27 protein-coding genes are annotated in these 22,877 nt (G+C 30.7%); 19 read left to right on the forward strand and 8 right to left on the reverse strand.

All coding sequences use genetic code 11. The features are described 5' to 3' along the window. Window positions 1-315 (reverse strand): DMT family transporter, encoded by a 315-nt coding sequence (locus AJN60_RS02740; RefSeq protein WP_070285835.1) that lies wholly within the window; start codon window positions 313-315, stop codon window positions 1-3. A 2-nt stretch (window positions 316-317) separates the two neighbouring features. Continuing rightward, entirely contained in the window at window positions 318-656 is a 339-nt protein-coding gene (locus AJN60_RS02745) for a DMT family transporter (protein WP_070285836.1), read from the reverse strand. A 131-nt stretch (window positions 657-787) separates the two neighbouring features. Here AJN60_RS02745 and AJN60_RS02750 point away from each other — a divergent pair, with 131 nt between their 5' ends. The 17 genes from AJN60_RS02750 to AJN60_RS02830 all read left to right on the forward strand — a co-directional run bounded on the left by AJN60_RS02750 (window position 788) and on the right by AJN60_RS02830 (window position 17,575). Next, a complete protein-coding gene (locus AJN60_RS02750) occupies window positions 788-1,324 on the forward strand; it encodes a 50S ribosomal protein L25/general stress protein Ctc (RefSeq protein ID WP_002791314.1) in 537 nt (178 codons plus the stop codon). Beyond that, complete coding sequence (gene pth, locus AJN60_RS02755; protein ID WP_070285837.1) at window positions 1,321-1,866, forward strand: aminoacyl-tRNA hydrolase; 546 nt, start codon at window positions 1,321-1,323, stop codon at window positions 1,864-1,866. Before AJN60_RS02750 ends, pth begins: the two co-directional genes overlap by 4 nt. Window position 1,867: 1 nt before the next feature. Continuing rightward, the gene (locus AJN60_RS02760) at window positions 1,868-2,926 is read left to right on the forward strand and encodes an LptF/LptG family permease (protein WP_070285838.1); all 1,059 of its coding nucleotides are present in this window, start codon (window positions 1,868-1,870) and stop codon (window positions 2,924-2,926) included. A gap of 43 nt (window positions 2,927-2,969) precedes the next feature. Then, window positions 2,970-4,178, forward strand: a complete 1,209-nt coding sequence (gene lysA / locus AJN60_RS02765) for a diaminopimelate decarboxylase (RefSeq protein ID WP_070285839.1) — start codon at window positions 2,970-2,972, stop codon at window positions 4,176-4,178. Between the two features lies 1 nt (window position 4,179). Continuing rightward, window positions 4,180-4,947, forward strand: coding sequence for an HAD-IIA family hydrolase (locus tag AJN60_RS02770; RefSeq protein WP_070285840.1), 768 nt, complete (start codon window positions 4,180-4,182; stop codon window positions 4,945-4,947). Beyond that, a complete protein-coding gene (gene pheA, locus AJN60_RS02775; RefSeq protein WP_052858502.1) occupies window positions 4,935-6,008 on the forward strand; it encodes a prephenate dehydratase in 1,074 nt (357 codons plus the stop codon). Before AJN60_RS02770 ends, pheA begins: the two co-directional genes overlap by 13 nt. After that, window positions 5,998-7,092 carry a histidinol-phosphate transaminase gene (gene hisC / locus AJN60_RS02780; protein WP_070285841.1) on the forward strand — a complete coding sequence of 365 codons (1,095 nt, stop codon included), beginning with the start codon at window positions 5,998-6,000 and terminating at the stop codon, window positions 7,090-7,092. Before pheA ends, hisC begins: the two co-directional genes overlap by 11 nt. A 53-nt stretch (window positions 7,093-7,145) precedes the next feature. After that, a complete protein-coding gene (gene fliF, locus AJN60_RS02785) occupies window positions 7,146-8,828 on the forward strand; it encodes a flagellar basal-body MS-ring/collar protein FliF (RefSeq protein ID WP_002870740.1) in 1,683 nt (560 codons plus the stop codon). Next, window positions 8,828-9,856 (forward strand): flagellar motor switch protein FliG, encoded by a 1,029-nt coding sequence (gene fliG / locus AJN60_RS02790; RefSeq protein WP_002854670.1) that lies wholly within the window; start codon window positions 8,828-8,830, stop codon window positions 9,854-9,856. Before fliF ends, fliG begins: the two co-directional genes overlap by 1 nt. Window positions 9,857-9,863: 7 nt before the next feature. Continuing rightward, window positions 9,864-10,694, forward strand: coding sequence for a flagellar assembly protein FliH (fliH, locus tag AJN60_RS02795; protein ID WP_070285842.1), 831 nt, complete (start codon window positions 9,864-9,866; stop codon window positions 10,692-10,694). Further along, window positions 10,687-12,534, forward strand: a complete 1,848-nt coding sequence (dxs, locus tag AJN60_RS02800; protein ID WP_070285843.1) for a 1-deoxy-D-xylulose-5-phosphate synthase — start codon at window positions 10,687-10,689, stop codon at window positions 12,532-12,534. The genes fliH and dxs overlap by 8 nt, the downstream gene beginning before the upstream one ends. A gap of 85 nt (window positions 12,535-12,619) precedes the next feature. Then, window positions 12,620-13,030: a peroxide-responsive transcriptional repressor PerR gene (perR, locus tag AJN60_RS02805; RefSeq protein WP_002861102.1), complete on the forward strand. Its 411-nt coding sequence runs from the start codon at window positions 12,620-12,622 to the stop codon at window positions 13,028-13,030. A 45-nt stretch (window positions 13,031-13,075) separates the two neighbouring features. Beyond that, window positions 13,076-14,272 (forward strand): hypothetical protein, encoded by a 1,197-nt coding sequence (locus AJN60_RS02810; protein WP_002880500.1) that lies wholly within the window; start codon window positions 13,076-13,078, stop codon window positions 14,270-14,272. 2 nt (window positions 14,273-14,274) lie between these two features. Further along, a complete protein-coding gene (gene ubiE, locus AJN60_RS02815; protein WP_002880499.1) occupies window positions 14,275-14,982 on the forward strand; it encodes a bifunctional demethylmenaquinone methyltransferase/2-methoxy-6-polyprenyl-1,4-benzoquinol methylase UbiE in 708 nt (235 codons plus the stop codon). Next, window positions 14,979-16,142, forward strand: a complete 1,164-nt coding sequence (gene xseA, locus AJN60_RS02820; RefSeq protein ID WP_002870746.1) for an exodeoxyribonuclease VII large subunit — start codon at window positions 14,979-14,981, stop codon at window positions 16,140-16,142. The genes ubiE and xseA overlap by 4 nt, the downstream gene beginning before the upstream one ends. Window positions 16,143-16,151: 9 nt before the next feature. Then, complete coding sequence (gene serC, locus AJN60_RS02825) at window positions 16,152-17,228, forward strand: phosphoserine transaminase (protein WP_070285844.1); 1,077 nt, start codon at window positions 16,152-16,154, stop codon at window positions 17,226-17,228. After that, window positions 17,225-17,575 (forward strand): RidA family protein, encoded by a 351-nt coding sequence (locus AJN60_RS02830; protein WP_002861107.1) that lies wholly within the window; start codon window positions 17,225-17,227, stop codon window positions 17,573-17,575. The genes serC and AJN60_RS02830 overlap by 4 nt, the downstream gene beginning before the upstream one ends. On the opposite strand, the gene AJN60_RS02835 is transcribed toward AJN60_RS02830, so the two are convergent. The 6 genes from AJN60_RS02835 to AJN60_RS02860 form a co-directional block, all read right to left on the reverse strand. Continuing rightward, window positions 17,572-18,546: a beta-ketoacyl-ACP synthase III gene (locus AJN60_RS02835; RefSeq protein WP_070285845.1), complete on the reverse strand. Its 975-nt coding sequence runs from the start codon at window positions 18,544-18,546 to the stop codon at window positions 17,572-17,574. The genes AJN60_RS02830 and AJN60_RS02835 overlap by 4 nt on opposite strands. Beyond that, window positions 18,539-19,525 carry a phosphate acyltransferase PlsX gene (gene plsX / locus AJN60_RS02840; protein ID WP_044778468.1) on the reverse strand — a complete coding sequence of 329 codons (987 nt, stop codon included), beginning with the start codon at window positions 19,523-19,525 and terminating at the stop codon, window positions 18,539-18,541. Before plsX ends, AJN60_RS02835 begins: the two co-directional genes overlap by 8 nt. 5 nt (window positions 19,526-19,530) lie before the next feature. Then, a complete protein-coding gene (gene rpmF, locus AJN60_RS02845) occupies window positions 19,531-19,677 on the reverse strand; it encodes a 50S ribosomal protein L32 (protein ID WP_002858674.1) in 147 nt (48 codons plus the stop codon). A gap of 23 nt (window positions 19,678-19,700) precedes the next feature. Continuing rightward, the gene (locus AJN60_RS02850; protein WP_070282973.1) at window positions 19,701-20,054 is read right to left on the reverse strand and encodes a hypothetical protein; all 354 of its coding nucleotides are present in this window, start codon (window positions 20,052-20,054) and stop codon (window positions 19,701-19,703) included. Beyond that, window positions 20,055-20,468: a nucleoside-diphosphate kinase gene (gene ndk / locus AJN60_RS02855; protein ID WP_070285846.1), complete on the reverse strand. Its 414-nt coding sequence runs from the start codon at window positions 20,466-20,468 to the stop codon at window positions 20,055-20,057. It abuts the gene before it with no gap. Window positions 20,469-20,580: 112 nt separating this feature from the next. Further along, window positions 20,581-20,865, reverse strand: a complete 285-nt coding sequence (locus tag AJN60_RS02860; RefSeq protein WP_002854354.1) for a DUF362 domain-containing protein — start codon at window positions 20,863-20,865, stop codon at window positions 20,581-20,583. Window positions 20,866-21,070: 205 nt separating this feature from the next. On the opposite strand from AJN60_RS02860, the gene AJN60_RS02865 reads away from it, so the two are divergent. Both AJN60_RS02865 and flhB read left to right on the forward strand, forming a co-directional pair. Continuing rightward, window positions 21,071-21,667, forward strand: a complete 597-nt coding sequence (locus tag AJN60_RS02865) for a peroxiredoxin (protein WP_002854219.1) — start codon at window positions 21,071-21,073, stop codon at window positions 21,665-21,667. A gap of 118 nt (window positions 21,668-21,785) precedes the next feature. Further along, on the forward strand, window positions 21,786-22,874 hold the full coding sequence (gene flhB / locus AJN60_RS02870; RefSeq protein WP_002857279.1) for a flagellar biosynthesis protein FlhB: 1,089 nt from the start codon (window positions 21,786-21,788) through the stop codon (window positions 22,872-22,874). Window positions 22,875-22,877: the final 3 nt, after the last annotated feature.

Below are 22,877 nucleotides of genomic sequence, written 5' to 3' on the forward strand. Positions count from 1 at the left end.
TTAAGAAAGAAATTTTAAACCCACTGTACAAGCAATAATCACAGCAATTAAAAAAAGTTTTAAAAAACTTTTACTTTCTTTATAAAAAAGCACTCCTATCATTACCCCGCCAGCGGTTCCAGCTCCTGTCCATATAGCATAAGCAACACTCATAGCGATATTTTGCATACTTAAACTTAAAAAAGTAAAAGAAAATCCAAAACACATTATCAAAGCCAAAAGGTAAAGCTTGTTTTTAGTGCTTACAAGTTCTTTCATGATCACCACACCAAAAATTTCACAAGCAGTAGCTAAAAACAAATAAAACCATTCCATAACTAAGCTTCCTTGCTTACCCATTTAAGGGCTACAATGCTTAAAAGTAAAATCGCTATAAGCACAAGTTTAATTATAGAAACAGCCTCGTTAAAAATAAACATTTCATTTAAAACCACTCCTATAGTGCCAATGCCTACAAAAACACTATAAGTAATGCTTACTTCAAGTCTTTCACAAGCTTTTAAAAAACAAGTAAAAGAAATACAAACTCCAATGGCTGTTAAAATATAATGCCAAATTTCTGTAGAATATTTAAGTCCGCTTACCCAAAAGCATTCTATAATCCCACCTAAGATTATTAAAAACCAAGCTATATTGATATTGAATTTTTCATTCACATGAAGCCTTAAATTAACATAATTTATAAAACAAATTATATCTTAAAGAAATTAAAAGAAGCTATAAATTTACTTTTCCATAAGCCAAAATTAGATATAATCAAAGCTCATTTTTTAAGAAAGGACAAAAGATGTTAGAAGGTATCGTTAGAGAGAGTATCGGTAGAAAAGCTGCTAAAGCTTTAAAAAGAGATGGTTATCTAATCGCAAACATCTATGGAAAAGGATTAGAAAATATCAATGCCGCTTTTAAAGTAAATGAGTTTATTAAAGAAGTTCGTAAAAAAACTACTTTAATTTTTGATGTAAAAGTAGGTTCTCAAACTTTAAGCGTTGTAGTTGTGGATTATCAAAAAGATCCTGTAACTGCAGAACTTAAACATGTGGATTTAAAAGTTGCACAAAAAGGTGTGATTTCTAAATACATGGTTCCAGTTAAAATCACAGGAACAGCTATAGGTCTTAAAAATAAAGGTGTTTTAATCCAATCAAAAAGAAGATTAAAAGTAAAATGTGCAGCTGAAAATTTACCAAATTTCTTCGAACTTGATGTAAGTAAACTTGATGTGGGTGATGCTTTACTTGTTCGTGATATTGTAGTTCCTGCAGGAGTAACTATGATTGATGCTGATAGAGTAGCGGTTGTAGGTGTAGAAAAAGCTAGATGATTTTAGTCGTAGGGCTTGGCAATATAGGCGTAGAGTATGAAAATACTCGTCATAATGTCGGTTTTATGCTAATTGACTTGCTTTTAAAAGAAAGCAATTTTACAAATCTTACAAACTCTAAATTTAAAGGAGAACTTTTTAAAATAGGTTCTTCTTTACTTCTTCTTAAACCTAGTACTTATATGAATAATTCAGGACTTAGTGTAAAAGCAGTGAATGATTTTTATAAATGCGAAAGAATGATAGTTATCCATGATGATATAGATATAAATTTAGGAGCCTTGCGCTTTAAAAAAGGCGGTTCAAGTGGTGGACATAATGGGCTTAAAAGCATAGATATTTTATGTGGAAATGATTATGAAAGAGTGCGTATAGGAGTGGGAAAGAGTGAAAATGTGATTTCCCATGTTTTGGGCAAGTTTAAAGCCGAAGAAGAAATAACTTTAAGCAAAGTTTTAGAGCATACAAAAAAAGCTTTGCTTGAGCTTATTGAAAATGATGATTTGTCTGCTATATCATCCAAATACAGCCTAAAGGCTTAAGATGTGGATATTTTTTCGTTTTATTTCAGGGATTTATCTAAAAAATTTTTTTATTATATTTTTTTCTTTACTTGGTTTTTATTGCGGTATTGATTTGCTCTTAAATTTTAAAGATCTACCAAAAGCCGCAAATCTTGATTTGCTTTATATTATGTTTTTATCTTTCTCGGCAGTGCCTTATGTATTACCCATTTCTTTGATTTTTGCCTTGGTAGTTTCTTTGATTTCTATGATCAGAGCAAATGAATTTGTAAGTCTTTATGCGTTAGGACTGAGCAGAAATTATGTTATTTTATTTCCTTTTTTATGGGCTTTATTTTTTTGTTGTGTTTATATAGGATTGAATTTTACTTCTTTTGCTTATGCAAATGATTATAAGAGAAATATTTTAAAAAATGGCACTATTATGAATCAAAGTGGAGAAGTGTTTTTGAAATTTAACAATAATTTTGTTTATATTTCAAAGATAAACAATGGACAAAATAGTGCTCAAAATATAAAAATTTTTAATATCAATGATTTAAATTTAAGTTCTTTTGTAAGTGCTAAAAATGCTCATTTTGAAGGTGAAAGTTGGATTTTGCGAGATGGTAATATTACATTATTACCTAAAAACTATGAACTTGCTAATGATGGTTTAAAAATACAAGATTTCTCCGAGCTTAAATCACTTGAGGGTTTTAAACCAAAGATTATAGAAGGGGTTGCTAGTAATAGTGATTATTCAATATCTGATGCACTTGAAAGTTTTGAGCTTTTTAAGGCGCAAAATGTTAATACAGATACTCTTAAAATCAATCTTTATAAATTTGTTTTTACTCCTTTTTTTGCACCATTTTTAATGCTTATTATGTATTATTTTTTTCCTGTAATAGCAAGATTTTTTAATCTTGCTTTTGTAACTTTTATAGCTTTTGTAGTGACTTTGATGATTTGGGGAGTCTTGTTTTTGCTTACTAGATTAAGCGAAAATAGTGTGATTGCAAGCGAAATTGGCATTGTAGTGCCTATTATAATTTTGGGTTGTTTAAGTGCTTATATGTATTATAAGCATCGATAAATTAAGCTTTGTGTAGTAAAATTATAAAAATTAAAGGTTAAATATGGATTATAAACAATTAAAGCAAGAATTTAATACTCCTTTTTATATTTACAATTTTGATTTCATAAAAGAGCGTTTTTTAAATCTCAAAGAGGCTTTTAAGGCTAGAAAATCTCAAATTTTTTATGCTGTAAAAGCCAATTCAAATTTAAGTTTGTTACAAATGCTTGCAAATTTAGATAGTGGATTTGATTGTGTGAGTATAGGCGAGGTAAAGCGTGCCTTAAAAGCAGGGGCAAAAGCTTATAAGATTATTTTTAGTGGAGTAGGAAAAACCAAAGAAGAGTTAAGACAAGCTTTAGAATATGATATTTTATATATTAACCTTGAAAGCGAAGCTGAAATGATGCTTTTAGAAAGTGTGGCTAAAGAACTTAATCTAAAGGCAAGAATTAGTATTCGTGTTAATCCAAATGTTGATGCAAAAACACATCCTTATATTTCTACAGGATTAAATGAAAATAAATTTGGTGTTGAAATTGATATAGCAAGAAAAATGTATCTTTATACAAAAAATTCATCTTTTTTAGAGCCTGTTGGAGTACATTTTCATATAGGTTCGCAACTTTTAGATATTTTTCCCATTCATGAAGCAGCAGGCATTGTTGCAAAACTTGTAAGAGAGTTAAAAGCCTTGCAAATCGATCTTAAATTTTTTGATATAGGCGGTGGTTTGGGTGTGGCTTATGAAAAAGATGAGTGTGAAGTTGATCTTTATAATTATGCACAAGGTATATTAGCACAACTTCATGGGCTTGATTTAACTATAGGAATGGAGCCTGGAAGGTATTTAGTTGCTAAAAGTGGAGAATTTGTTTGTTCAGTGCTTTATGAAAAACAAAATAAAACCAAGCGTTTTGTTGTAGTAGATGGAGCGATGAATGATCTTATACGCCCAAGTTTATATGAGGCTTATCATGAAATAATCTTACCTTATAATCAAGCTCAAGAGAGTTTATGTGATGTTGTGGGTGGAATTTGTGAGAGTGGAGACTTTTTTGCTAAAGCAAGGTCTTTACCCAGCACTCAAAGTGGTGATATAATGGTTATTAAAAATACTGGAGCTTATGGTTTTAGCATGAGTAGTAATTACAATACTCGTAATAAAGTTTGCGAATTAGCCCTCGAAGAAGGACAGGTAAGATTGATCCGTCAAAGAGAAAATTTTGAAGATCAAATTGCTTTAGAAGAGAAATTTTTAAAGGCTTAAAATGTTTTTTTTAGATGTTCAAGGGACTTTGATTTCTGATCATGATAAGAGTTTAATCCATGGCGCTAAAGAATTGATCGATTTTTTAAATGCAAAAAATCTTCCTTATCTTGTCATTACTAACAATACAAAAAAACTTGATTTTTTAGAAAAATTACAACAAAAAGGATTGGCTGTAAAAGAAAATGCTTATATTGATCCTTTTAGCGTTTTAAAACACCTTTTAAGACCTTGTAAAGTTGCGGCTTTTGGTGCAGATGAGTTTGTAAAAAGTCTTGAAAATCTTGGTTTTGAACTTGATTTTGTAAATCCTAGTGCTGTGCTTGTAGCTAGTTATGATGATTTTAAATTTAAAGATTTTGCTAGTATGATAGAATTTGCTAGAAGAGAAGTTAGGTTTATAGCTATGCACGAAACTAGCATTTATAAAAAAGATGGCAGGCCTTATCCTGGTGTAGGTAGCATTATGGCTATGCTTAAAAATGCTATTGATTTTAAATACGAGGTTGTGGGTAAGCCTAGCATTGCTTTTTATAAAGAAGCTTTAAATTTGATAAGAAGACAAAATTCAAAAATCGATTTTGAAGATATTAAAATCATTAGTGATGATTTTAGAGGAGACTTGCTTAAGGCCAAAGAACTTGGCATGAAAACCTTGCTAGTTTTAAGCGGCAAGATAAGCGACACAAAAGGGCTTGATACGGATTTGCTTGATGGAGTTTATCCTAGTGTTTTTGAGTTTTTAAAGGAGCTAAAATGCCAAATTTAGAAGAATTTAGAAATAAAATCGATGCGGTTGATGATAAAATTTTAGAACTTTTAAATGAAAGAATGACTTATGTTAAAAGTATAGGTGAGCTTAAACAAAGTAGCGGGGGAAGTATTTATCGTCCTGAGCGCGAAAGAGCCATTATCAATCGTTTAAAAAATGCAAATTTAGGACTTTTAGATCAAAATGCCATAGAGGCGATTTATCAAGAAATTTTTGCGGTTTCAAGAAATTTAGAAACGCCTCAAACTATAGCTTATTTAGGGCCAGAGGGAACTTATACTCATCAAGCAGCAAGAAGTCGTTTTGGTGCGATGAGTTGTTATATAGCCTTGGCTAATATCGAAGATGTTTTTAAAGAGTTAAGCAACAAAGAAGCAAAATACGGTGTTGTGCCTATAGAAAATAATACCGAAGGTGCAGTAGGTATTACTTTGGATTGTCTAGGTAAGTATAATGAGCTTAAAATTTTTGGTGAAATTTATATGGATATCCATCATTCTTTTGCGGGAATTAATGAAAATTTAAAAGAAATCAAACGTATTTATTCGCATCCACAAGGTTATAATCAATGTCGTAAATTTTTAGAAAGTCATGAACTTAGTGCTATAGAATTTGTTCCTTCAAAATCTACAGCTAATGCGGCTTATCTAGCTTCGCAAGATAAATATGCAGCAGCAATTTGCTCTAAAATAGCGGCTAAGCTTTATAATGTGCCTGTGCTTTTTGATAAAATAGAAGATAATGCAGCCAATAAAACAAGATTTTTAATTTTAAGCGATATTAAAAATCCTAAAATGCCAAATTGTAAAACTTCTATTTTAGCACACACAGCACATAAACCTGGGGGGCTTAGCTTTTTATTAGAGCAGTTTAAAAAAGAAAATATCAATCTTACCAAGCTTGAATCTCGTCCTGTAAAATCAAAAGAATTTTTACACAGTTTTTATATAGATTTTGAAGGACATATTGATGATGAAAATGTAAAAAAAGCTTTAAAAGATATACAAGAGATTGTTTGGCTTGGATCTTATTTATCAGGAGAAAAAGATGAAATTTAATGAATTTTTAAGTCATTTAAGCAATTATGAACCCGGAAAAGATATAGAAGTTATTGCCAAAGAATATGGCGTTAAAGAAGTGATAAAATTAGCAAGTAATGAAAATCCTTTTGGTACGCCACCAAAAGCCATAGAATGTTTAAGACAAAATGCAAACAAAGCTCATCTTTACCCTGATGATAGTATGATAGAACTTAAAAGCATATTGGCTCAAAAATACAAAGTTCAAAATGAAAATATTATTATCGGTGCAGGCAGTGATCAAGTGATTGAATTTGCTATACATTCTAAGTTAAATTTTAAAAATGCTTTTTTGCAAGCTGGAGTTACCTTTGCTATGTATGAAATTTATGCCAAACAATGCGGTGCAAAGTGCTATAAAACTCAAAGCATTACTCACAATTTAGATGAATTTAAAAAACTTTATGAAATACATAAAGATGAGATTAAACTTATTTTCTTATGCTTGCCAAACAATCCTTTAGGCGAGTGTTTGGATGCAAGTGAAGTGACCAAGTTTATTAAAGGTGTGGAGGAGGATTGTTTAGTTGTGATTGATGCAGCTTATAATGAATTTGCAAGTTTTAAAGATAGCAAAAAACATTTAGAACCTTGTGAATTGATTAAAGAATTTGACAATGTACTTTATTTGGGAACTTTTTCTAAGCTTTATGGATTAGGAGGCTTACGCATTGGTTATGGCATAGCTGATGCTAGTATTATTAGTGCATTTTACAAGCTTCGTGCGCCTTTTAATGTGAGCAATCTTGCTTTAAAAGCAGCAGTTGCAGCAATGGATGATGATGAATTTACTGAAAAAACTTTAGAGAATAATTTTTCTCAAATGGAGCTTTATAAAGAATTTGCTAAAAAACATAATATCAAAATCATTGATAGTTATACAAATTTCATCACTTATTTTTTTGATGAAAAAAATAGTACAGATTTGTCTGAAAAATTGCTTAAAAAGGGTATAATAATAAGAAATTTAAAAAGCTATGGTTTAAATGCTATACGCATTACTATAGGAACATCTTATGAAAATGAAAGATTTTTTACAGAATTTGATAAGATTTTAAGATAGATATAAATCAAATAAAAATATGTAAAATTCGCCAAACTAAGGGATGAGAATTAATGGATTTTAAAAATATGTTTCATCAAATTGGGCAACTTTATCAAAATTTAACTCGCAAGCAGCGTATAGTGATTGCTGCATCTATTGTAGTGGTGGTTGGGTTTTTGGTTTTTTTAGCTTTATTTCGCGGAAGTGGTAGTAATGCAAATAATGGATATGCAGTTTTAGTTGAAAATGTAAGTCCAAGTTCTTCTGCTGCAATTGTAGCTAAACTTGAACAAAATAATATTCCCTATAAATTAGAAAGTGAAAATAAAATTTTAGTTCCACAAGATCAGGTTTATCGTCAAAGAATGTTTATTGCAAGCGAAGGTCTTATAAAAGATAGTCGCGTGGGTTTTGAAGCTTTTGATACTCAAGCTTTTGGAGCTACAAATGAAGAGCAAAAGGTAAAATACCAAAGAGCCATAGAAGGCGAACTTGCAAGAACTATTGAGACTTTAGAACCTATTCGTAGTGCTGTTGTACACATAGCATTTCCTAAAGATAGTGTTTTTACCGAAAGGCAAATTCCGCCTACAGCTTCAGTTGTTGTTAATGTTCGCGAAGGCTTAAAGCTTACTAGAAAACAAATTGATGGTATAAAAAATATTGTTTCAGCGGCAGTTCCAAAACTTACTAAAGAAAATGTTAAGATTAGTGATCAAAGTGGTGTGCCTTTAGATGAGCAAGAAGCATATGAAGATGATTTGGTTCGTGCGCAAATTAAATTTAAAAGTGATCAAGAAAAAGCTTTAGAAGATAAGATTATAGAAAATTTAGCTCCTTTTGCAGGTGGTATGGATAAAGTAAAAGTGAGTGTAAATATAGATTTTGATTTTTCCAAGCAAGAATCTCAAAGTGAAATTTATGATCCAAATCCTATAGTGCGTAGTGAACAAACTTTAAACGAGGAAAGAACAGGTAGAAAAGATCCAGAAATTCAGGGTGTTCCAGGTGCTGTTTCTAATATAGGTCCTGTTGAAGGACTTGACAATAAGGGTCAAATTGACACTTATAAAAAAAATCAAGTTACTACGAATAATGAACTTTCTAAAACTATTACAAATACCAAAAAACAATTTGCAACAGTTTTACGCACTTCAGCAGCTGTTACTATAGATGGAAAATATCAAGATGTGGTTGATGAAAATGGAAATGTAAAAAGCGAATATGTTCCATTAACCAAAGAAGAGCTTGCAAGTGTTGAGAGTATAGTTAAAAATACTATTAATTTTAGTGCCGCTAGAGGTGATAGTGTTGTAGTTCAAAATTTACCATTTCATCGTGAGTCGATTAGAGTTGAAAGTAAAGTTAAAACTTTTTATAATCGTTTTATTGAGCCGTTTATTCCACCGGTTAAGTATTTTATTGCAGCGATTTTACTTTTTATTTTTTACAAAAAAGTTATTACTCCATTTACTCAAAAAATGCTTGAAGATGTCGCAGCACAAGAAGAAATGCAGCAAGGTCCAAATGCTGTTTTAGATGATGTTGAAGATACTTTGGAAAAAATGAATGCAGCAAGGAAAAAAGTTGAAGAACAACTTGGTTTCGGAGATAATTTCAATGAAGATTCTATCCAGTATGAGGTTTTGCTTGAAAAATTGCGTGGTTTGGTAAGTGATAAAAGCGAGGAAATTGCTGCACTTTTGCAAAATTTAATTCAAAACGATAGTGAATTTGGTGAAAAGGATATGTGATGATAAAGCTAAGTGAAGAACAAAAAATGGTCTATGATGATTTATCGATGCCTGAAAAGGTGGCGATATTTCTTATACAACTTGGCGAAGATGCAACAACTTCTGTGTTTTCACATATGGAAATTGATGTAATTACAGAAATTTCACGTTATATTGCTATGGCTAAAAATGTTGATAGATCCGTAGCTACTGCAGTTTTAGAAGAATTTTACACTCTGCTTCAATCAAATCAATATATTAAAAGTGGTGGTTTGGAATATGCTAAAGAAATACTTTTTCGTACTTTTGGGCCAGAGATTGCAAATAAAATTCTTGAAAAACTCACTAAAAGTATGGAGAATAATCAAAATTTTGCTTATTTGGCGCAAATTAAACCACAGCAGCTTGCAGACTTTATTACTAAAGAGCACCCACAAACCATTGCTCTTATTTTGGCACATATGGATTCTATTCATGCGGCAGAAACTTTAGAGTATTTTAGTGATGAATTAAGGGCTGAGGTGGTTATAAGAATGGCAAATCTTGGCGATATTTCTCCAAGTATTATTAAAAGAGTTTCTGCAGTGCTAGAAAGCAAGCTTGAAAGTCTTACCTCTTATAAGGTTGAAGTGGGCGGCCCAAGAGCAGTAGCAGAAGTGCTTAATCGTTTGGGTCAAAAAGCAAGCAAATCAACCATTACTTATATTGAACAAAGTGATGAACGCTTAGCAGAGACTATTAAAGAGCTTATGTTCACTTTCGATGATATACAAAAACTTAGTACTCAAGCTATAAGAGAAATTTTAAAAGTAGCTGATAAGCGTGATTTAATGATAGGTTTAAAAGGCGCAAGTGAAGAGTTAAAGCAAAAATTCTTAGCCAATATGTCTACGCGTGCAAGCGAAGCTTTTCTTGAAGAAATGGGTTTTTTGGGTGCTGTGCGTGTTAAAGATGTTGAAGATGCACAAAGAAAGGTTGTTGAAGTGGTGCAAAAACTTGCAGAACAAGGTCTTGTTCAAACAGGCGATGCGGATGAAATGATAGAGTAGGTGAGAGATGGTTAATCGTAGCAATGTAATTTCTGGTGGGGCTTCTGATCAGCATGTTGTTGAAGGATATCGTTTTAAAGTTATTTCAGAATTTGATAATCATACAGGTGAAAAAAAACATACTCAAACTCCAGATGAAGAAAATGCTAATATATCTTTAAATGACGAAAAACCAGTCGAAGAAAATCATGCTATTGCCCCTACGCAAGCTGTTATGGAAACTCAAATTCCAACATTTCAACCAAGTTTTGTTGAAGATTTGCTTAAAAAAACAGATGAAATGTCAAGCAATATTATTAAACTTCAAATGCAAATAGAAAGTCAAGAGAATGAATTTAATAACCGCTTAAATTCAGAACTTGAAAATGCTAAAGAAAAATTTGCCAAAGAAGGTTATGAGAAAGCAAAAGAAGAATTTCAAAAGGAATTGAGTGATTTTAAAGATAAGTATTTAAAAAGTATAGCTAAGCTCGATAATGCTTGTGAAAATCTTGAAAATTTTATAGAAAAAAACGAGAAAGAATTAGCAGATACTGCTATAGATATCGCTAAAGAAGTAATCTTAAAAGAACTTGAACTAAATTCAAGTAAGATAGCTTATGCTTTGGCCAAAGATTTAATCGGCGAGCTTAAGGGTGCTAGTTCAATTGAGCTTAAGGTTAATGCAGAGGATTATGAGTATTTAAAAGAGCAATTTGATCAGAATGCTCATATTAAAATAAGTCTTGATGATGCAATTAGTAAAGGAAGTGTTATTATTATAAGTGACGCAGGCAATATAGAGTCCAATCTTAACTCTCGTCTAACTAAAATTAAAAAAATGGTGAATAATGAGTAAAAAATTTGCCCATACTCAAGAAGAGTTAGAAAAGCTAAGTTTAAAAGAATTAGAAAATTTAGCAGCATCTATACGTGAAAAAATCATACAAGTTGTGAGTAAAAATGGTGGACATTTAAGTTCAAATTTGGGTGCTGTAGAACTTAGTATAGCAATGCATTTGGTTTTTGATGCAAAAAAAGATCCTTTTATTTTTGATGTGTCACATCAGTCTTATACACACAAGCTTTTAAGCGGAAAAGAAGAAATATTTGATACTTTAAGACAAATCAATGGTTTGAGCGGTTATACAAAACCTAGCGAGGGAGATTATTTTGTAGCAGGGCATTCTAGCACCTCTATTTCTTTGGCAGTAGGTGCTTGTAAGGCCATTGCTTTAAAAGGTGAAAAGCGTATTCCTATTGCTTTGATTGGAGATGGTGCTTTAAGTGCGGGTATGGCCTATGAGGCTTTAAATGAATTGGGTGATTCTAAATTTCCTTGCGTAATACTTTTAAATGATAATGAAATGAGTATTTCAAAACCAATTGGAGCAATTTCAAAGTATCTTTCTCAGGCTATGGCAACGCAGTTTTATCAAAGTTTTAAAAAGCGTATTGCTAAAATGTTGGATATATTGCCTGATAGTGCTACTTATATGGCCAAGCGTTTTGAAGAGAGTTTCAAACTTATTACTCCTGGGCTTTTGTTTGAAGAATTAGGGCTTGAATATATAGGGCCTATTGATGGACATAATCTAGGTGAAATTATTTCTGCATTAAAACAAGCAAAAGCTATGCAAAAGCCTTGTGTGATACATGCTCAAACCATAAAGGGTAAAGGCTATGCTTTAGCCGAAGGAAAACATGCTAAATGGCACGGGGTGGGAGCTTTTGATATAGATAGTGGAGAGAGTGTTAAAAAAAGTGATACTAAAAAATCTGCTACTGAAATTTTTTCTAAGAATTTGCTTGATTTAGCCTCAAAATATGAAAATATTGTTGGGGTTACGGCGGCTATGCCAAGTGGAACAGGTCTTGATAAGCTTATAGAAAAATATCCAAATCGTTTTTGGGATGTGGCTATTGCAGAACAGCATGCAGTAACTTCTATGGCTGCTATGGCAAAAGAAGGATTTAAACCTTTTATTGCAATATATAGCACCTTTTTGCAGCGTGCTTATGATCAAGTGATCCATGATTGTGCAATTATGAATTTAAATGTGGTTTTTGCTATGGATAGAGCAGGGATAGTAGGTGAAGATGGGGAGACACATCAAGGTGTTTTTGATCTTAGTTTTTTAGCTCCTTTGCCAAATTTCACTCTTTTAACCCCAAGAGATGAGCAAATGATGCAAAATATAATGGAGTACGCTTATTTACATCAAGGACCTATTGCTTTTCGTTATCCTAGAGGGAGTTTTATTTTGGATAAAGAATTTAATCCTTGTGAGATAAAACTTGGTAAGGCACAATGGCTTGTAAAAAATAGTAGTGAAATTGCTTTTTTAGGTTATGGACAAGGTGTGGCAAAAGCGTGGCAAGTTTTAAGAGCCTTGCAAGAAATGAATAATAATGCTAATTTGATTGATTTAATTTTTGCTAAACCTTTAGATGAAGAACTTTTGCGTGAGCTTGCTAAAAAAAGTAAAATTTGGTTTATTTTTAGTGAAAATGTTAAAATTGGCGGTATAGAAAGTTTAATTAATAATTTTTTACAAAAATATGATTTGCATGTAAAAGTTATTAGCTTTGAATATGAAGACAAATTTATTGAACATGGAAAAACAAGTGAGGTGGAAAAAAATCTAGAAAAAGATGTCAATAGTTTGTTGACGAAAGTTTTAAAATTTTATCATTAAATAATAAAAAATATTATTTAATATAAACTTCTTTTAATAAAAATTTTATTATTATTTCCACTTAAAAAAGCAAGGAATAAATACAATGGAATTACTACAAATGCTTAAAAAACATGAGTTAAAAGCTACTCCGCAAAGACTATGTGTTTTAAAAATTTTAAAAAGACATGAGCATCCTAATATTGATGAATTATATGCAGAAATTAAAAAAGAATACCCTTCAATCTCTTTAGCGACGGTTTATAAAAATCTTAATACTTTACAAGAACAAGGTTTAGTTGTTGAAATCAATGTTTTAAATCAAAAAACTTGTTACGATATTTATGAAGAAGAACATATTCATGTAGTTTGCGCCAAATGTGGTGGTATAGAGGATTTAAGTTTTAAAGATGCTAAGCTTTATGAATATCAAGAGCATTTAGAAAAAAAGATAGGCAATCTCGTCAATCATCTGTCCGTTTGTGCTTATGTTGATAGTTGTAAAAAGTGTCATTAAGCAAAATAAGGTTAAAATAGCCCATATATTTTAAGGGTTATTTTAATGGTTTATGAAATTCAAAAAAACTTTTTACTATCTGATTGCACTCTTTTAGAGAATTTAAAAAAAGATAATATACCTTTTCGAAATTCTAAATTTGAAACTTTTTATACTCAAATAACTTCAAATCATAGTGTTAAATTTCAAAGTTTTTGCAATGAATTTTATAAAATTACAAAATTTAATAATTCAATTTTAGAACAGAATCAAGAAGAGAAAATTTCTAAAAAAAAATTTGAAAAAGCTCGAAAAAAGATTATAGGAAAGAGCATTAAAAAAGAACGCTTCGAATTTAAATTGTGTTCTTTAAAAAGTTATATTGATATTTATGAAGAGCCTAAAATTTGTATTTTAAAAATATTTTTTCCAACATTGGATAGTTCCAATGAATTTAAAATCCCTAAAGATTTTAAAATTCAAAAAGAATTACATCATGATTTAAATTCTAAACATATCGTTTTATATGGTTTTGAATATCAAAAGTTTGATATAGAGAAATGTTTTAAAATTATAGAAAAAAATCAGAATTTTAGCTTGGATTTTCCAAATTATATTAATGCTTATGATGGATTTAGGATTTTTTTATTTTATTTATTTAAAAAATTAAAATTTTATTGGACTTTATCTTTAGAGAGAAAAGATAAGCAAAGTTTATGTGAATTTTTATTTTATTCAAGAAGTTTGTATATAGTTTTATCAAGCATGAATACTATTTTAGATAAAAATTTGAGTAATATTTTGGCTTTAAAGTTTAAAGATATAACGAAAAAAACTCAAGATATTTTAGCAAGTGAAAATTCAAATCAAGATTTATTGCTATTTTTAAGCGATGAAAAAATCCAAGATTTGTTTAATGATTTTGATTTTTTCATAAAGGAAAATTCTTTTTATGAAGGCGATTGCAAAGATAGGTTTTTTAAACAACTTGTTGCGTTAGAACTTAGAAAAAAAATTATTTTATTTAGAAAAAATATACTAAAAAATTTTGATTTAGAGCTTTTTGAAAATAGTTTTTTTGAATTGGCAATATTTTTAGAATATTTTTATCGTTTTTTAGAGATAAAAAATTTAAACAAACTTTATGAAAAATATTGCAAAGATAGGGATAAAAATATTTTTTCCAAAATAATCAATAATAAAAATAAATTTTGCAAATTGCTTAAAAAATCAAGTAAAAATTTGAAAATTTACAAAGGATAAAAATGCAAAAACAAGAAAAAATTATAGAAATGTTTAATCAAATTGCACCTACTTATGATAAGGCGAATAGAATTTTAAGCTTTGGAGCTGATGTAGCGTGGCGCAAAAAAGCTTGTCAAAGAGTGATGAGTTTGTATTTAAAAAAAGATTTAAAAATCGCTGATATTGCCTGTGGCACAGGGGATATGATAGAGATTTGGCAAGAGAGTGCTTTAAAAATGGAAAAAAATATTTTAAATATTAAAGGTATTGATCCAAGTAGTGGCATGCTAAATGTTGCAAAAGAAAAATTTCCAAATGTCGAATTTATAGAAGCAGGGGCGCAAAATTTACCTTTAGAAAGTCAAAGTTTAGATATTTTAAGCATTAGTTATGGCATTCGCAATGTTGTAGAAAGACAAAAAGCCTTAAGTGAATTTGCTAGAGTACTTCAAAAAGATGGTATTTTGGTAGTTTTGGAATTTACAAAAAGAGAAAAGGGTGGATTTATAGCAGCTTGTAGAGATTTTTATCTTAAAAATATTTTACCAAGTATAGGTGGGATAATCAGTAAAAATAAAAGTGCTTATGAGTATTTGCCAAACTCTATTGAAGGATTTTTAAGTAAGGAAGAATTCATCTTAGAACTTAAAAATGCTGGTTTTGAAATGCTTGATTATAAAAGTTTTAGCTTTGGCGTGAGTTCAATGTTTATAGTAAAAAAACTATGACACCAACAGAATTAAATCTTAAAGCAAAGGCTTTATTAGAAACACATTTTGATGATATAGTTTTAAGTGGAGAAATTTCAAAAATTACTTTGCATGGTTCAGGGCATTGGTATTTTGATTTAAAAGATGAAAGATCAAGCATTGCTTGTGCTATGTTTAAAGGAGCTAATTTAAAAGTCGGGTTTAAACCAGCGGTGGGGGATTTTTTAGAGCTTTGTGGAAGTGTGAGTTTATATCCTGAAAGCGGTCGTTATCAATTTATCGCTACTAGTATGAAAAAAGCAGGTTTTGGGGATTTGGAAGCACAGTTTTTGGCTTTAAAAGAGCGTTTGCAAAAAGAAGGACTTTTTGATCCACGCTTTAAAAAATCTTTGCCAAAATTTCCTAAAAAAGTAGGCATTATCACTTCAAAAACTTCTGCTGCTTTGCAAGATATGTTAAAACTTATTCATCAAAAAGAATATTTTTTGGCAAAAATTTATATTTTTGATGCTTTAACTCAAGGAAATAATGCTCCTTTTTCTCTTATACAAGCTTTAAAAAAAGCCGATGATATGGATTTAGATGTTCTTATTATAGCACGTGGTGGAGGAAGCAGGGAAGATCTTTTTTGTTTTAATGATGAAAATTTAGCAAGAGAGATTTTTAAAGCAAAAACTCCTATCATTTCAGCCATAGGACATGAGATTGATTATGTTATTAGTGATTTTGTTGCAGATTTTAGAGCTCCAACGCCCTCAGCTGCTATAGATGCTTTGTTTTATTCTAAGTTAGATATAGAACAAAGTTTAGATTTAATGGAAGAAAAATTAATGCAACTTTGGAATCATAAAATACAAAATTATGAAAATTTGCTTTTAAATTTAAGTAAATTTTTCAAATTTAATTCTTTACCAAAAATAATAGATGAAAAAATAAAACAAAGCTATAATATAGAAAAGCAATTAAATCATCTACTGGCAAATCAAATGCGTTATAATGAATTAAAATTAGATAAATTGCAAAATGCTTATTTGCAACATGAGAATTTTTTTAATAAAAGCAAAAAGTTTATTTGTATCAGAAAAAATGGTAAAATAGCAAATTTAGAAGATCTTAAGAGTGATGATATCGTTATTTTAAGTTCTCAAACTTCTCAAAAAGAAGCAAAAATTTTATAAGGATAGATTATGAGAAAAATCAATTTTAGCGCAGGGCCATCAACTTTACCTTTAGAAATTTTAGAGCAAGCTCAAAAAGAACTCTGTGATTATCAAGGTAGGGGTTATTCTATAATGGAAATTTCTCACCGCACAAAAGTATTTGAAGAAGTGCATTTTGGAGCACAAGAGAAAGCTAAAAAACTTTACGGGTTAAATGATGATTATGAAGTATTATTTTTACAAGGTGGAGCAAGTTTGCAATTTGCTATGATTCCTATGAATTTAGCTTTAAACGGGGTTTGTGAATATGCAAATACAGGAGTTTGGACAAAAAAAGCAATTAAAGAAGCACAAATTTTAGGTGTCAATGTTAAAACCGTAGCAAGTAGCGAGGAAAGTAATTTCGATCATATTCCTAGTGTGGAATTTAGTGATAATGCTGATTATGCTTATATTTGTTCTAATAATACTATTTACGGCACTCAATATCAAAATTATCCTAAAACTAAAGCTCCTTTGATTGTGGATGCATCGAGTGATTTTTTTTCTAGAAAAGTAGATTTTTCAAATATCGCTCTTTTTTATGGCGGAGTGCAAAAAAATGCTGGAATTTCGGGTTTAAGTTGTATTTTTATCCGTAAAGATATGTTAGAAAGATCTAAAAATAAACAAATTCCTAGTATGTTAAATTATTTGACTCATGCCGAGAATCAGTCCTTGTTTAACACGCCTCCAACCTTTGCCATTTATATGTTTAATCTTGAAATGGATTGGCTTTTAAATCAAGGTGGGCTTGATAAAGTGTATGAGAAAAATTCTCAAAAAGCTACTATGCTTTATGAATGTATTGATTTAAGCAATGGATTTTATAAAGGACATGCAGATAAAAAGAATAGATCTTTAATGAATGTGAGTTTTAATATTGCTAAAAATAAAGATTTAGAACCTCTTTTTGTAAAAGAAGCCGAAGAAGCTGGAATGATAGGACTTAAAGGACATAGAATTTTAGGAGGAATTCGTGCAAGTATTTATAATGCACTTAATTTGGATCAGGCAAAAACCTTGTGTGAATTTATGAAAGAATTTCAAGGAAAATATACATGATAAAGCGTTTTGATGAGTGCGATAGAATGTCGCAAATTATTGTTTTTGATAAATATTTTAAGACCGCAGGACAAGTGGCTTTTGAACCTAGCGGAGATATTAAAAAACAAACCAAAGAAGCGCTTGCAGAACTTGATGCTTTGTTTGAAAAAATAGGCGCAAGCAAAGGAGATTTAATTCAAATTCAAATCTGGCTAGCTAATATGAAAGATTTTGATGCAATGAATGAAATTTATGATGCTTGGATTAAAAATTACCCTAAACCTGTTAGAGCTTGTGTGGGAAGTGCTTTAGCAGAGGGTTATTTGGTAGAAATTCAAGCTTTTGGAAAGTTAAGAGAGAATTAAAAATTCTCCCCTCCAAATTTTAAAAGCGCAGATCCCCAAGTAAAACCACCACCAAAAGCATCCAGTAAGATCAGACTTCCTTTTTTAAGTCGACCTTCTTCATAGGCATCATTCATTGCCATAGGTATAGAAGCAGCTGAAGTATTGCCATATTTTTGCACAGTGATTACACATTTTTCATCACTTAGATTGAGTTTTTCTTGGACGGCTTTAATGATGCGTAGATTAGCTTGATGAGGAATAAAAAGATCAATTTCTTGTGCTAAAATGTTATTTTTAGCTAAAATTTCTACAACATCATTGCTAAGCGTGTTTACTGCTATTTTAAAAACTTCATTGCCCCTCATTTGCATAGAAAGTGTTTGACATAGGCTTGATTTTTGCGATCTTTGAGTCATTAAAAGATCTCCATAATTACCATTGCTTGCAGTATGTACATCAAGGATATGATTTTCATTGTCCAAACTTACAACTCCAGCACCCGCACCATCTCCAAAGAGTATGCAAATGCTTCTGTCATTGTAATCCATAATTGAACTTGTTTTTTCAGCTCCTACGATTAAAACATTTTTTTTCAAACCACTTTCTATTAAGGCTTTAGCTTGTTCAAGCAAATAGATAAAACCAGAACAAGCTGCTGAAATATCAAAAGCACTAATATTTACAAGTCCTAAATTTGAAGCAATTTTACAAGCCGTTGAAGGCATAGTAAAATAATCAGGACTTAAAGTGGCTACAAGAATTGCATCAATATCTTCAGGTTTTAAATTTGCTCTTTCTATGGCTTTTAATGCAGCTTTTGTACCCAAATCGCTAGTATTCTCATTTTCACCAGCAATACGTCTTTCTTTAATGCCTGTGCGTCTAGTGATCCATTCATCGGTGGTATCTACCATCTTTTCAAGATTAGCATTGCTTAAAATTTTTTCTGGAATATAAGAAGCTATACTTTTAAGACCGGCTTTAAGCATTGTATTTCCCAAGTTCATTTTCTATAAGTTCATTGATATGAGATTGGCTAAAATTTATAGCTTGAAAAATTGCATTTTTAATAGCCCTAGAATCACTTTTTCCATGACTTATAATCACACAACCATTAACTCCAAGAAGGGGTGCTCCGCCATATTCTTGCCAATCTATGTGTTTTTTTAATTTTTTAAAAGATGGCTTCATAAGTAAAGCACCTATTTTAGAAATAAAAGATTGCTTTACTTCGTTTTTTAGAAGCTGAAAAATAGCTGTTGCCACACCTTCACAAGCCTTTAAAATAACATTTCCATCAAAACCATCGCAGATTAAAACATCTATTTCACCATTGAAAATATCTCTACCTTCAGCATTGCCTATAAAATTTGGAATTTTTTTCATAAGCTGATGACTTTCTTTGGTAAGTTCATTACCTTTGCATTCTTCTTCGCCATTAGAAAGTAAAGCAAGGCGTGGTTTTTGAATTTGCATAATTTCTTTAGCATAAACTTCACCCATTATGGCAAATTGAAATAAATTTTCAGCTTTACAATCTGTATTAGCTCCAACATCCAAAAGTAAAGTTTTGTTAACGATATTTGGCATTAAAGTGGCAATAGCAGGTCTTGAAATACCTTTAAGTCTTCCAAGCCTTAAGGTGGCCAAAGACATACTTGCTCCACTATGACCCGCTGAAACTACAGCATCTACTTTTTTTTCTTTTAATAAATTAATAGCTTTGTATATGGTTGTTTCTTTATTTTTTAAAGCATCTGTGGCATTTTCATTCATCGAAAAAATTTCACTAGATTCTTCGTATTGTATATATTGCTCTAATTTTTTTGGTATTAAAGGTTTTAGAATTTTAGAATTTCCCACTAAGATAGCGTTAAAAGGTTTTGCTTCTAGCGCCTTTAAAACGCCTTCTATAATGGGTTTTTCTCCAAAATCACCACCCATTGCATCAATGGCAATGTTAATCATTGATTTTAATATTCCTTAGTTGTTGGATTCGCACGGTGAGGCATTTTGTAGCTTCCATCTTTGTCTTTTATAGGCATAGGAAGACTAACTTTATAGTGAGTTCTGCGTTTAGCTGCACGAGTTTTGCTCACTCTTCTCTTTGGTACTGCCATTTTTTCTCCTTTATAAAATTTAATTAATTATTGCAATTTATGCAATAAAAATAATCACTCAAATAAGCTTCAAGCTCGCTGATAGCAACTTCTATTAAATCAATATGTCCATCGAAAAATTCTATAGTATTGCTCAATTTGTTTGCTTCATCTTTAAAAATACCATCACTTGCAAAAAGTTCTAAATTTTCTTTAATTTCAAGTTCTAACTCAGTTCCACAACTATCACAAGGTCTATAGATAAAACCTTGCATAATAGCATTTATTTTAACAAGCTTAGGATTTATTTTTACTAAATTTCCCTCAAAAATCATATTTTCAAGATTAAGTTTAAAAGGATATTCCTTTGTATTAATCTTAGAAAAAGGGATTTTCATTTAGCAAATTTCATTTGGTTTAAAGAAAAAATCAATTTCTATTTTTGCATTTTCCAAGCTGTCACTTCCATGAACAGCATTAGCATCAATACTCTCAGCAAAATCGGCTCTAATTGTTCCTGCTTTAGCTTCTTTAGGATTTGTCGCTCCCATTAAATCTCTATTTTTTAATACAGCACCTTCTCCTTCTAGTACAGAAACAACAACAGGACCGCTAATCATAAATTCAACCAAGTCTTTAAAAAAAGGTCTTTCTTTATGAACAGCATAAAAATTTTCAGCTTGTTTTTTACTAAGTTGAACTTTTTTCATTGCAGCGATTCTTAATCCATTGCTTTCAAAACGATCTAAAATTTTTCCTATAACACCTTTTTTAACAGCATCAGGTTTAATTATAGATAAAGTTTTTTCCATCTTTGTAATAACTCCTCATTTTAATAAAGCTTAAAATTATACTTGAATTTGTTTAAAGAAAGTTAAATTAAAAGAAAAAGCTAGGAATCTCTAGCTTTTTAATTTTTTAAAATTATGCAAAAACTGGAGTGTCCCCACTTCTCATATCAGCGCCAATATTATCACGACTTGGTTGTCCTGATTCTACAGCACTCCAAACTATACATCCATCTGTTGGGCAAGCACTGGCACAAGCGGGTTGATCATTATGTCCTACGCATTCAACGCATTTGTTTGCATAAACATAATATCTATCTTCACCTTCTGGATTGTTAGCATCATCAACGATAGCACTCACTGGACACTCATCAATACAAGAACCACAAGCAATACATATATCTGTAATTTTTACAGCCATTTTTTCTCCTTTTTAATATTAAGATTTAAATGATTTTAGCATAAAATTCTTAAATAAGGTAAATTTTGATAATCAAAAATTTACCTTATTTGATAATAATTATAACTTTCTTAAATTTTTAATATTATTTTGGATATTTAAAAAAAAATAAAGATTTAAACGATATAATTTCGTTATCAATAAAATTTATTATTTAGGAGAAAATATGATAGTTACTAAAAAAGCTTTAGATTTTACTGCTCCAGCGGTATTAGGAAACAATGAAATTGTTCAAGATTTTAATCTTTACAAAAACATAGGCCCAAAAGGAGCGGTAGTATTCTTTTATCCAAAAGATTTTACTTTTGTTTGTCCTTCAGAAATTATAGCTTTTGACAAAAGATATCAAGAATTTAAAAACCGCGGTATTGAAGTAATTGGAATTTCAGGAGATAATGAATTTTCACATTTTGCTTGGAAAAATACTCCAGTAAATCAAGGTGGTATTGGTCAGGTTAAATTTCCGCTTGTTGCTGACTTAACTAAGCAGATTGCTAGAAATTTTGATGTACTTTATGCAGAAGCAGTTGCCCTTCGTGGTTCGTTCTTGCTTGATGCTGATGGAACAGTTCGCCATGCTGTGGTTAATGATTTACCACTAGGTAGAAATATAGATGAAATGTTAAGAATGGTTGATACTATGCTTTTTACAAATGAGCATGGTGAAGTTTGTCCTGCAGGATGGAATAAGGGCGATGAAGGTATGAAAGCTAACCCTAAAGGCGTGGCTGAATATCTTGGTAAAAACGAAGCTAAACTTTAATTTCTTAGTATAAAGCCTCTTCATGAGGCTTTTTCTTCATTTTTATTCTTTAATTGAAATTCATAAATTTTCTACTATAATTTTACACACATATTAAAATTTTTACTTAGGCTAAAATATGGCAGGCGAAGATCAAGAAAAAACAGAAGAACCCACGTCCAAAAAGATAGAAGATGCGCGTAAAGAAGGTAATGTTCCAAAGTCTCAAGATGCGGCAGCTATTGTAACTTTGATAATTGGAGTAACTATAACTTTATTTATGATGAGTTTTATGGGCGAGAGAATTGTAAATTTATATAGATACTATCAAAGTTTTATTGGTGTTGAATTTGATTTGCGTATTATTCAAGCCATTATGATTAAAAGCATTTTTGAGGTTTTAATTATTCTTGCACCTATTGTTTTAAGTATTATGATTGCTGGGGTTTTGGGAAATATTATGCAATTTGGTTTTATTTTTACAACTAAACCTATTATGCCAAATTTAGGAAAAATCAATCCTCTAAAAGGTTTAAAAAACCTTTTTTCATTGAAAAAAATTGTTGAAAGTATAAAAATTATTTTAAAAGTGGGTATTGTTTTTACTATAGCTTTTATAGTTTTACTTAAATTTATGCAAGAGCTTCCAAGAGTTGAGCTTTATACTATGGTTGCACAGCTTACTTGGCTAAGAGACAGAGCTATTGTTTTAGCAGCTATTGTTATAGTTGCTTTTTTAATTATTGCTGTTTTAGATGTTTTTTTGGTGCGTTTTCAGTATTTTAAAGGTTTGCGTATGAGCAAACAAGAAATAAAAGATGAGTATAAACAAATGGAAGGAGATCCTCAGGTTAAAGGTAGAATTCGTAGACTTCAAATGGAAGCTGCGCGTCGTCGTATGGTTCAAGATGTTGCAGGTGCGGATGTGGTAATCACAAACCCAACGCATTATGCCGTAGCTATTCGTTATGATACAAGTAAAGAACAAGCCCCTAGGGTTGTTGCCAAAGGAGTGGATTTTCTCGCTCTTCGCATAAAACAAGTAGCCTATGAAAATAATGTTGTGGTTTATGAAAATCCTCCTTTAGCAAGAGAGCTTTATAAAGCTTGTGATGTTAATGATCTTATTCCTAGGGAAATGTTTAAAGCTGTAGCTGAGGTGCTAGGATTTGTTTATAATACAAATAATAAGAGTCGTTTAGCTGGTCAAGTAAAAAAAGGAAACTAAAAC

The sequence above is a fragment of the Campylobacter sp. BCW_4323 genome, from assembly GCF_001763115.1.
GTDB classification, from domain to species: domain Bacteria; phylum Campylobacterota; class Campylobacteria; order Campylobacterales; family Campylobacteraceae; genus Campylobacter_D; species Campylobacter_D jejuni.

Excerpts from the sequence above, each read along its gene's own strand:
- AJN60_RS02740 (WP_070285835.1), bottom strand. The coding sequence starts at position 315 with ATGGAATGGTTTTATTTGTTTTTAGCTACTGCTTGTGAAATTTTTGGT.
- AJN60_RS02750 (WP_002791314.1), top strand. The coding sequence starts at position 788 with ATGTTAGAAGGTATCGTTAGAGAGAGTATCGGTAGAAAAGCTGCTAAA.
- pth (WP_070285837.1), top strand. The coding sequence starts at position 1,321 with ATGATTTTAGTCGTAGGGCTTGGCAATATAGGCGTAGAGTATGAAAAT.
- AJN60_RS02760 (WP_070285838.1), top strand. The coding sequence starts at position 1,868 with ATGTGGATATTTTTTCGTTTTATTTCAGGGATTTATCTAAAAAATTTT.
- lysA (WP_070285839.1), top strand. The coding sequence starts at position 2,970 with ATGGATTATAAACAATTAAAGCAAGAATTTAATACTCCTTTTTATATT.
- AJN60_RS02770 (WP_070285840.1), top strand. The coding sequence starts at position 4,180 with ATGTTTTTTTTAGATGTTCAAGGGACTTTGATTTCTGATCATGATAAG.
- pheA (WP_052858502.1), top strand. The coding sequence starts at position 4,935 with ATGCCAAATTTAGAAGAATTTAGAAATAAAATCGATGCGGTTGATGAT.
- hisC (WP_070285841.1), top strand. The coding sequence starts at position 5,998 with ATGAAATTTAATGAATTTTTAAGTCATTTAAGCAATTATGAACCCGGA.
- fliF (WP_002870740.1), top strand. The coding sequence starts at position 7,146 with ATGGATTTTAAAAATATGTTTCATCAAATTGGGCAACTTTATCAAAAT.
- fliG (WP_002854670.1), top strand. The coding sequence starts at position 8,828 with ATGATAAAGCTAAGTGAAGAACAAAAAATGGTCTATGATGATTTATCG.
- fliH (WP_070285842.1), top strand. The coding sequence starts at position 9,864 with ATGGTTAATCGTAGCAATGTAATTTCTGGTGGGGCTTCTGATCAGCAT.
- dxs (WP_070285843.1), top strand. The coding sequence starts at position 10,687 with ATGAGTAAAAAATTTGCCCATACTCAAGAAGAGTTAGAAAAGCTAAGT.
- perR (WP_002861102.1), top strand. The coding sequence starts at position 12,620 with ATGGAATTACTACAAATGCTTAAAAAACATGAGTTAAAAGCTACTCCG.
- AJN60_RS02810 (WP_002880500.1), top strand. The coding sequence starts at position 13,076 with ATGGTTTATGAAATTCAAAAAAACTTTTTACTATCTGATTGCACTCTT.
- ubiE (WP_002880499.1), top strand. The coding sequence starts at position 14,275 with ATGCAAAAACAAGAAAAAATTATAGAAATGTTTAATCAAATTGCACCT.
- xseA (WP_002870746.1), top strand. The coding sequence starts at position 14,979 with ATGACACCAACAGAATTAAATCTTAAAGCAAAGGCTTTATTAGAAACA.
- serC (WP_070285844.1), top strand. The coding sequence starts at position 16,152 with ATGAGAAAAATCAATTTTAGCGCAGGGCCATCAACTTTACCTTTAGAA.
- AJN60_RS02830 (WP_002861107.1), top strand. The coding sequence starts at position 17,225 with ATGATAAAGCGTTTTGATGAGTGCGATAGAATGTCGCAAATTATTGTT.
- AJN60_RS02835 (WP_070285845.1), bottom strand. The coding sequence starts at position 18,546 with ATGCTTAAAGCCGGTCTTAAAAGTATAGCTTCTTATATTCCAGAAAAA.
- plsX (WP_044778468.1), bottom strand. The coding sequence starts at position 19,525 with ATGATTAACATTGCCATTGATGCAATGGGTGGTGATTTTGGAGAAAAA.
- rpmF (WP_002858674.1), bottom strand. The coding sequence starts at position 19,677 with ATGGCAGTACCAAAGAGAAGAGTGAGCAAAACTCGTGCAGCTAAACGC.
- AJN60_RS02850 (WP_070282973.1), bottom strand. The coding sequence starts at position 20,054 with ATGAAAATCCCTTTTTCTAAGATTAATACAAAGGAATATCCTTTTAAA.
- ndk (WP_070285846.1), bottom strand. The coding sequence starts at position 20,468 with ATGGAAAAAACTTTATCTATAATTAAACCTGATGCTGTTAAAAAAGGT.
- AJN60_RS02860 (WP_002854354.1), bottom strand. The coding sequence starts at position 20,865 with ATGGCTGTAAAAATTACAGATATATGTATTGCTTGTGGTTCTTGTATT.
- AJN60_RS02865 (WP_002854219.1), top strand. The coding sequence starts at position 21,071 with ATGATAGTTACTAAAAAAGCTTTAGATTTTACTGCTCCAGCGGTATTA.
- flhB (WP_002857279.1), top strand. The coding sequence starts at position 21,786 with ATGGCAGGCGAAGATCAAGAAAAAACAGAAGAACCCACGTCCAAAAAG.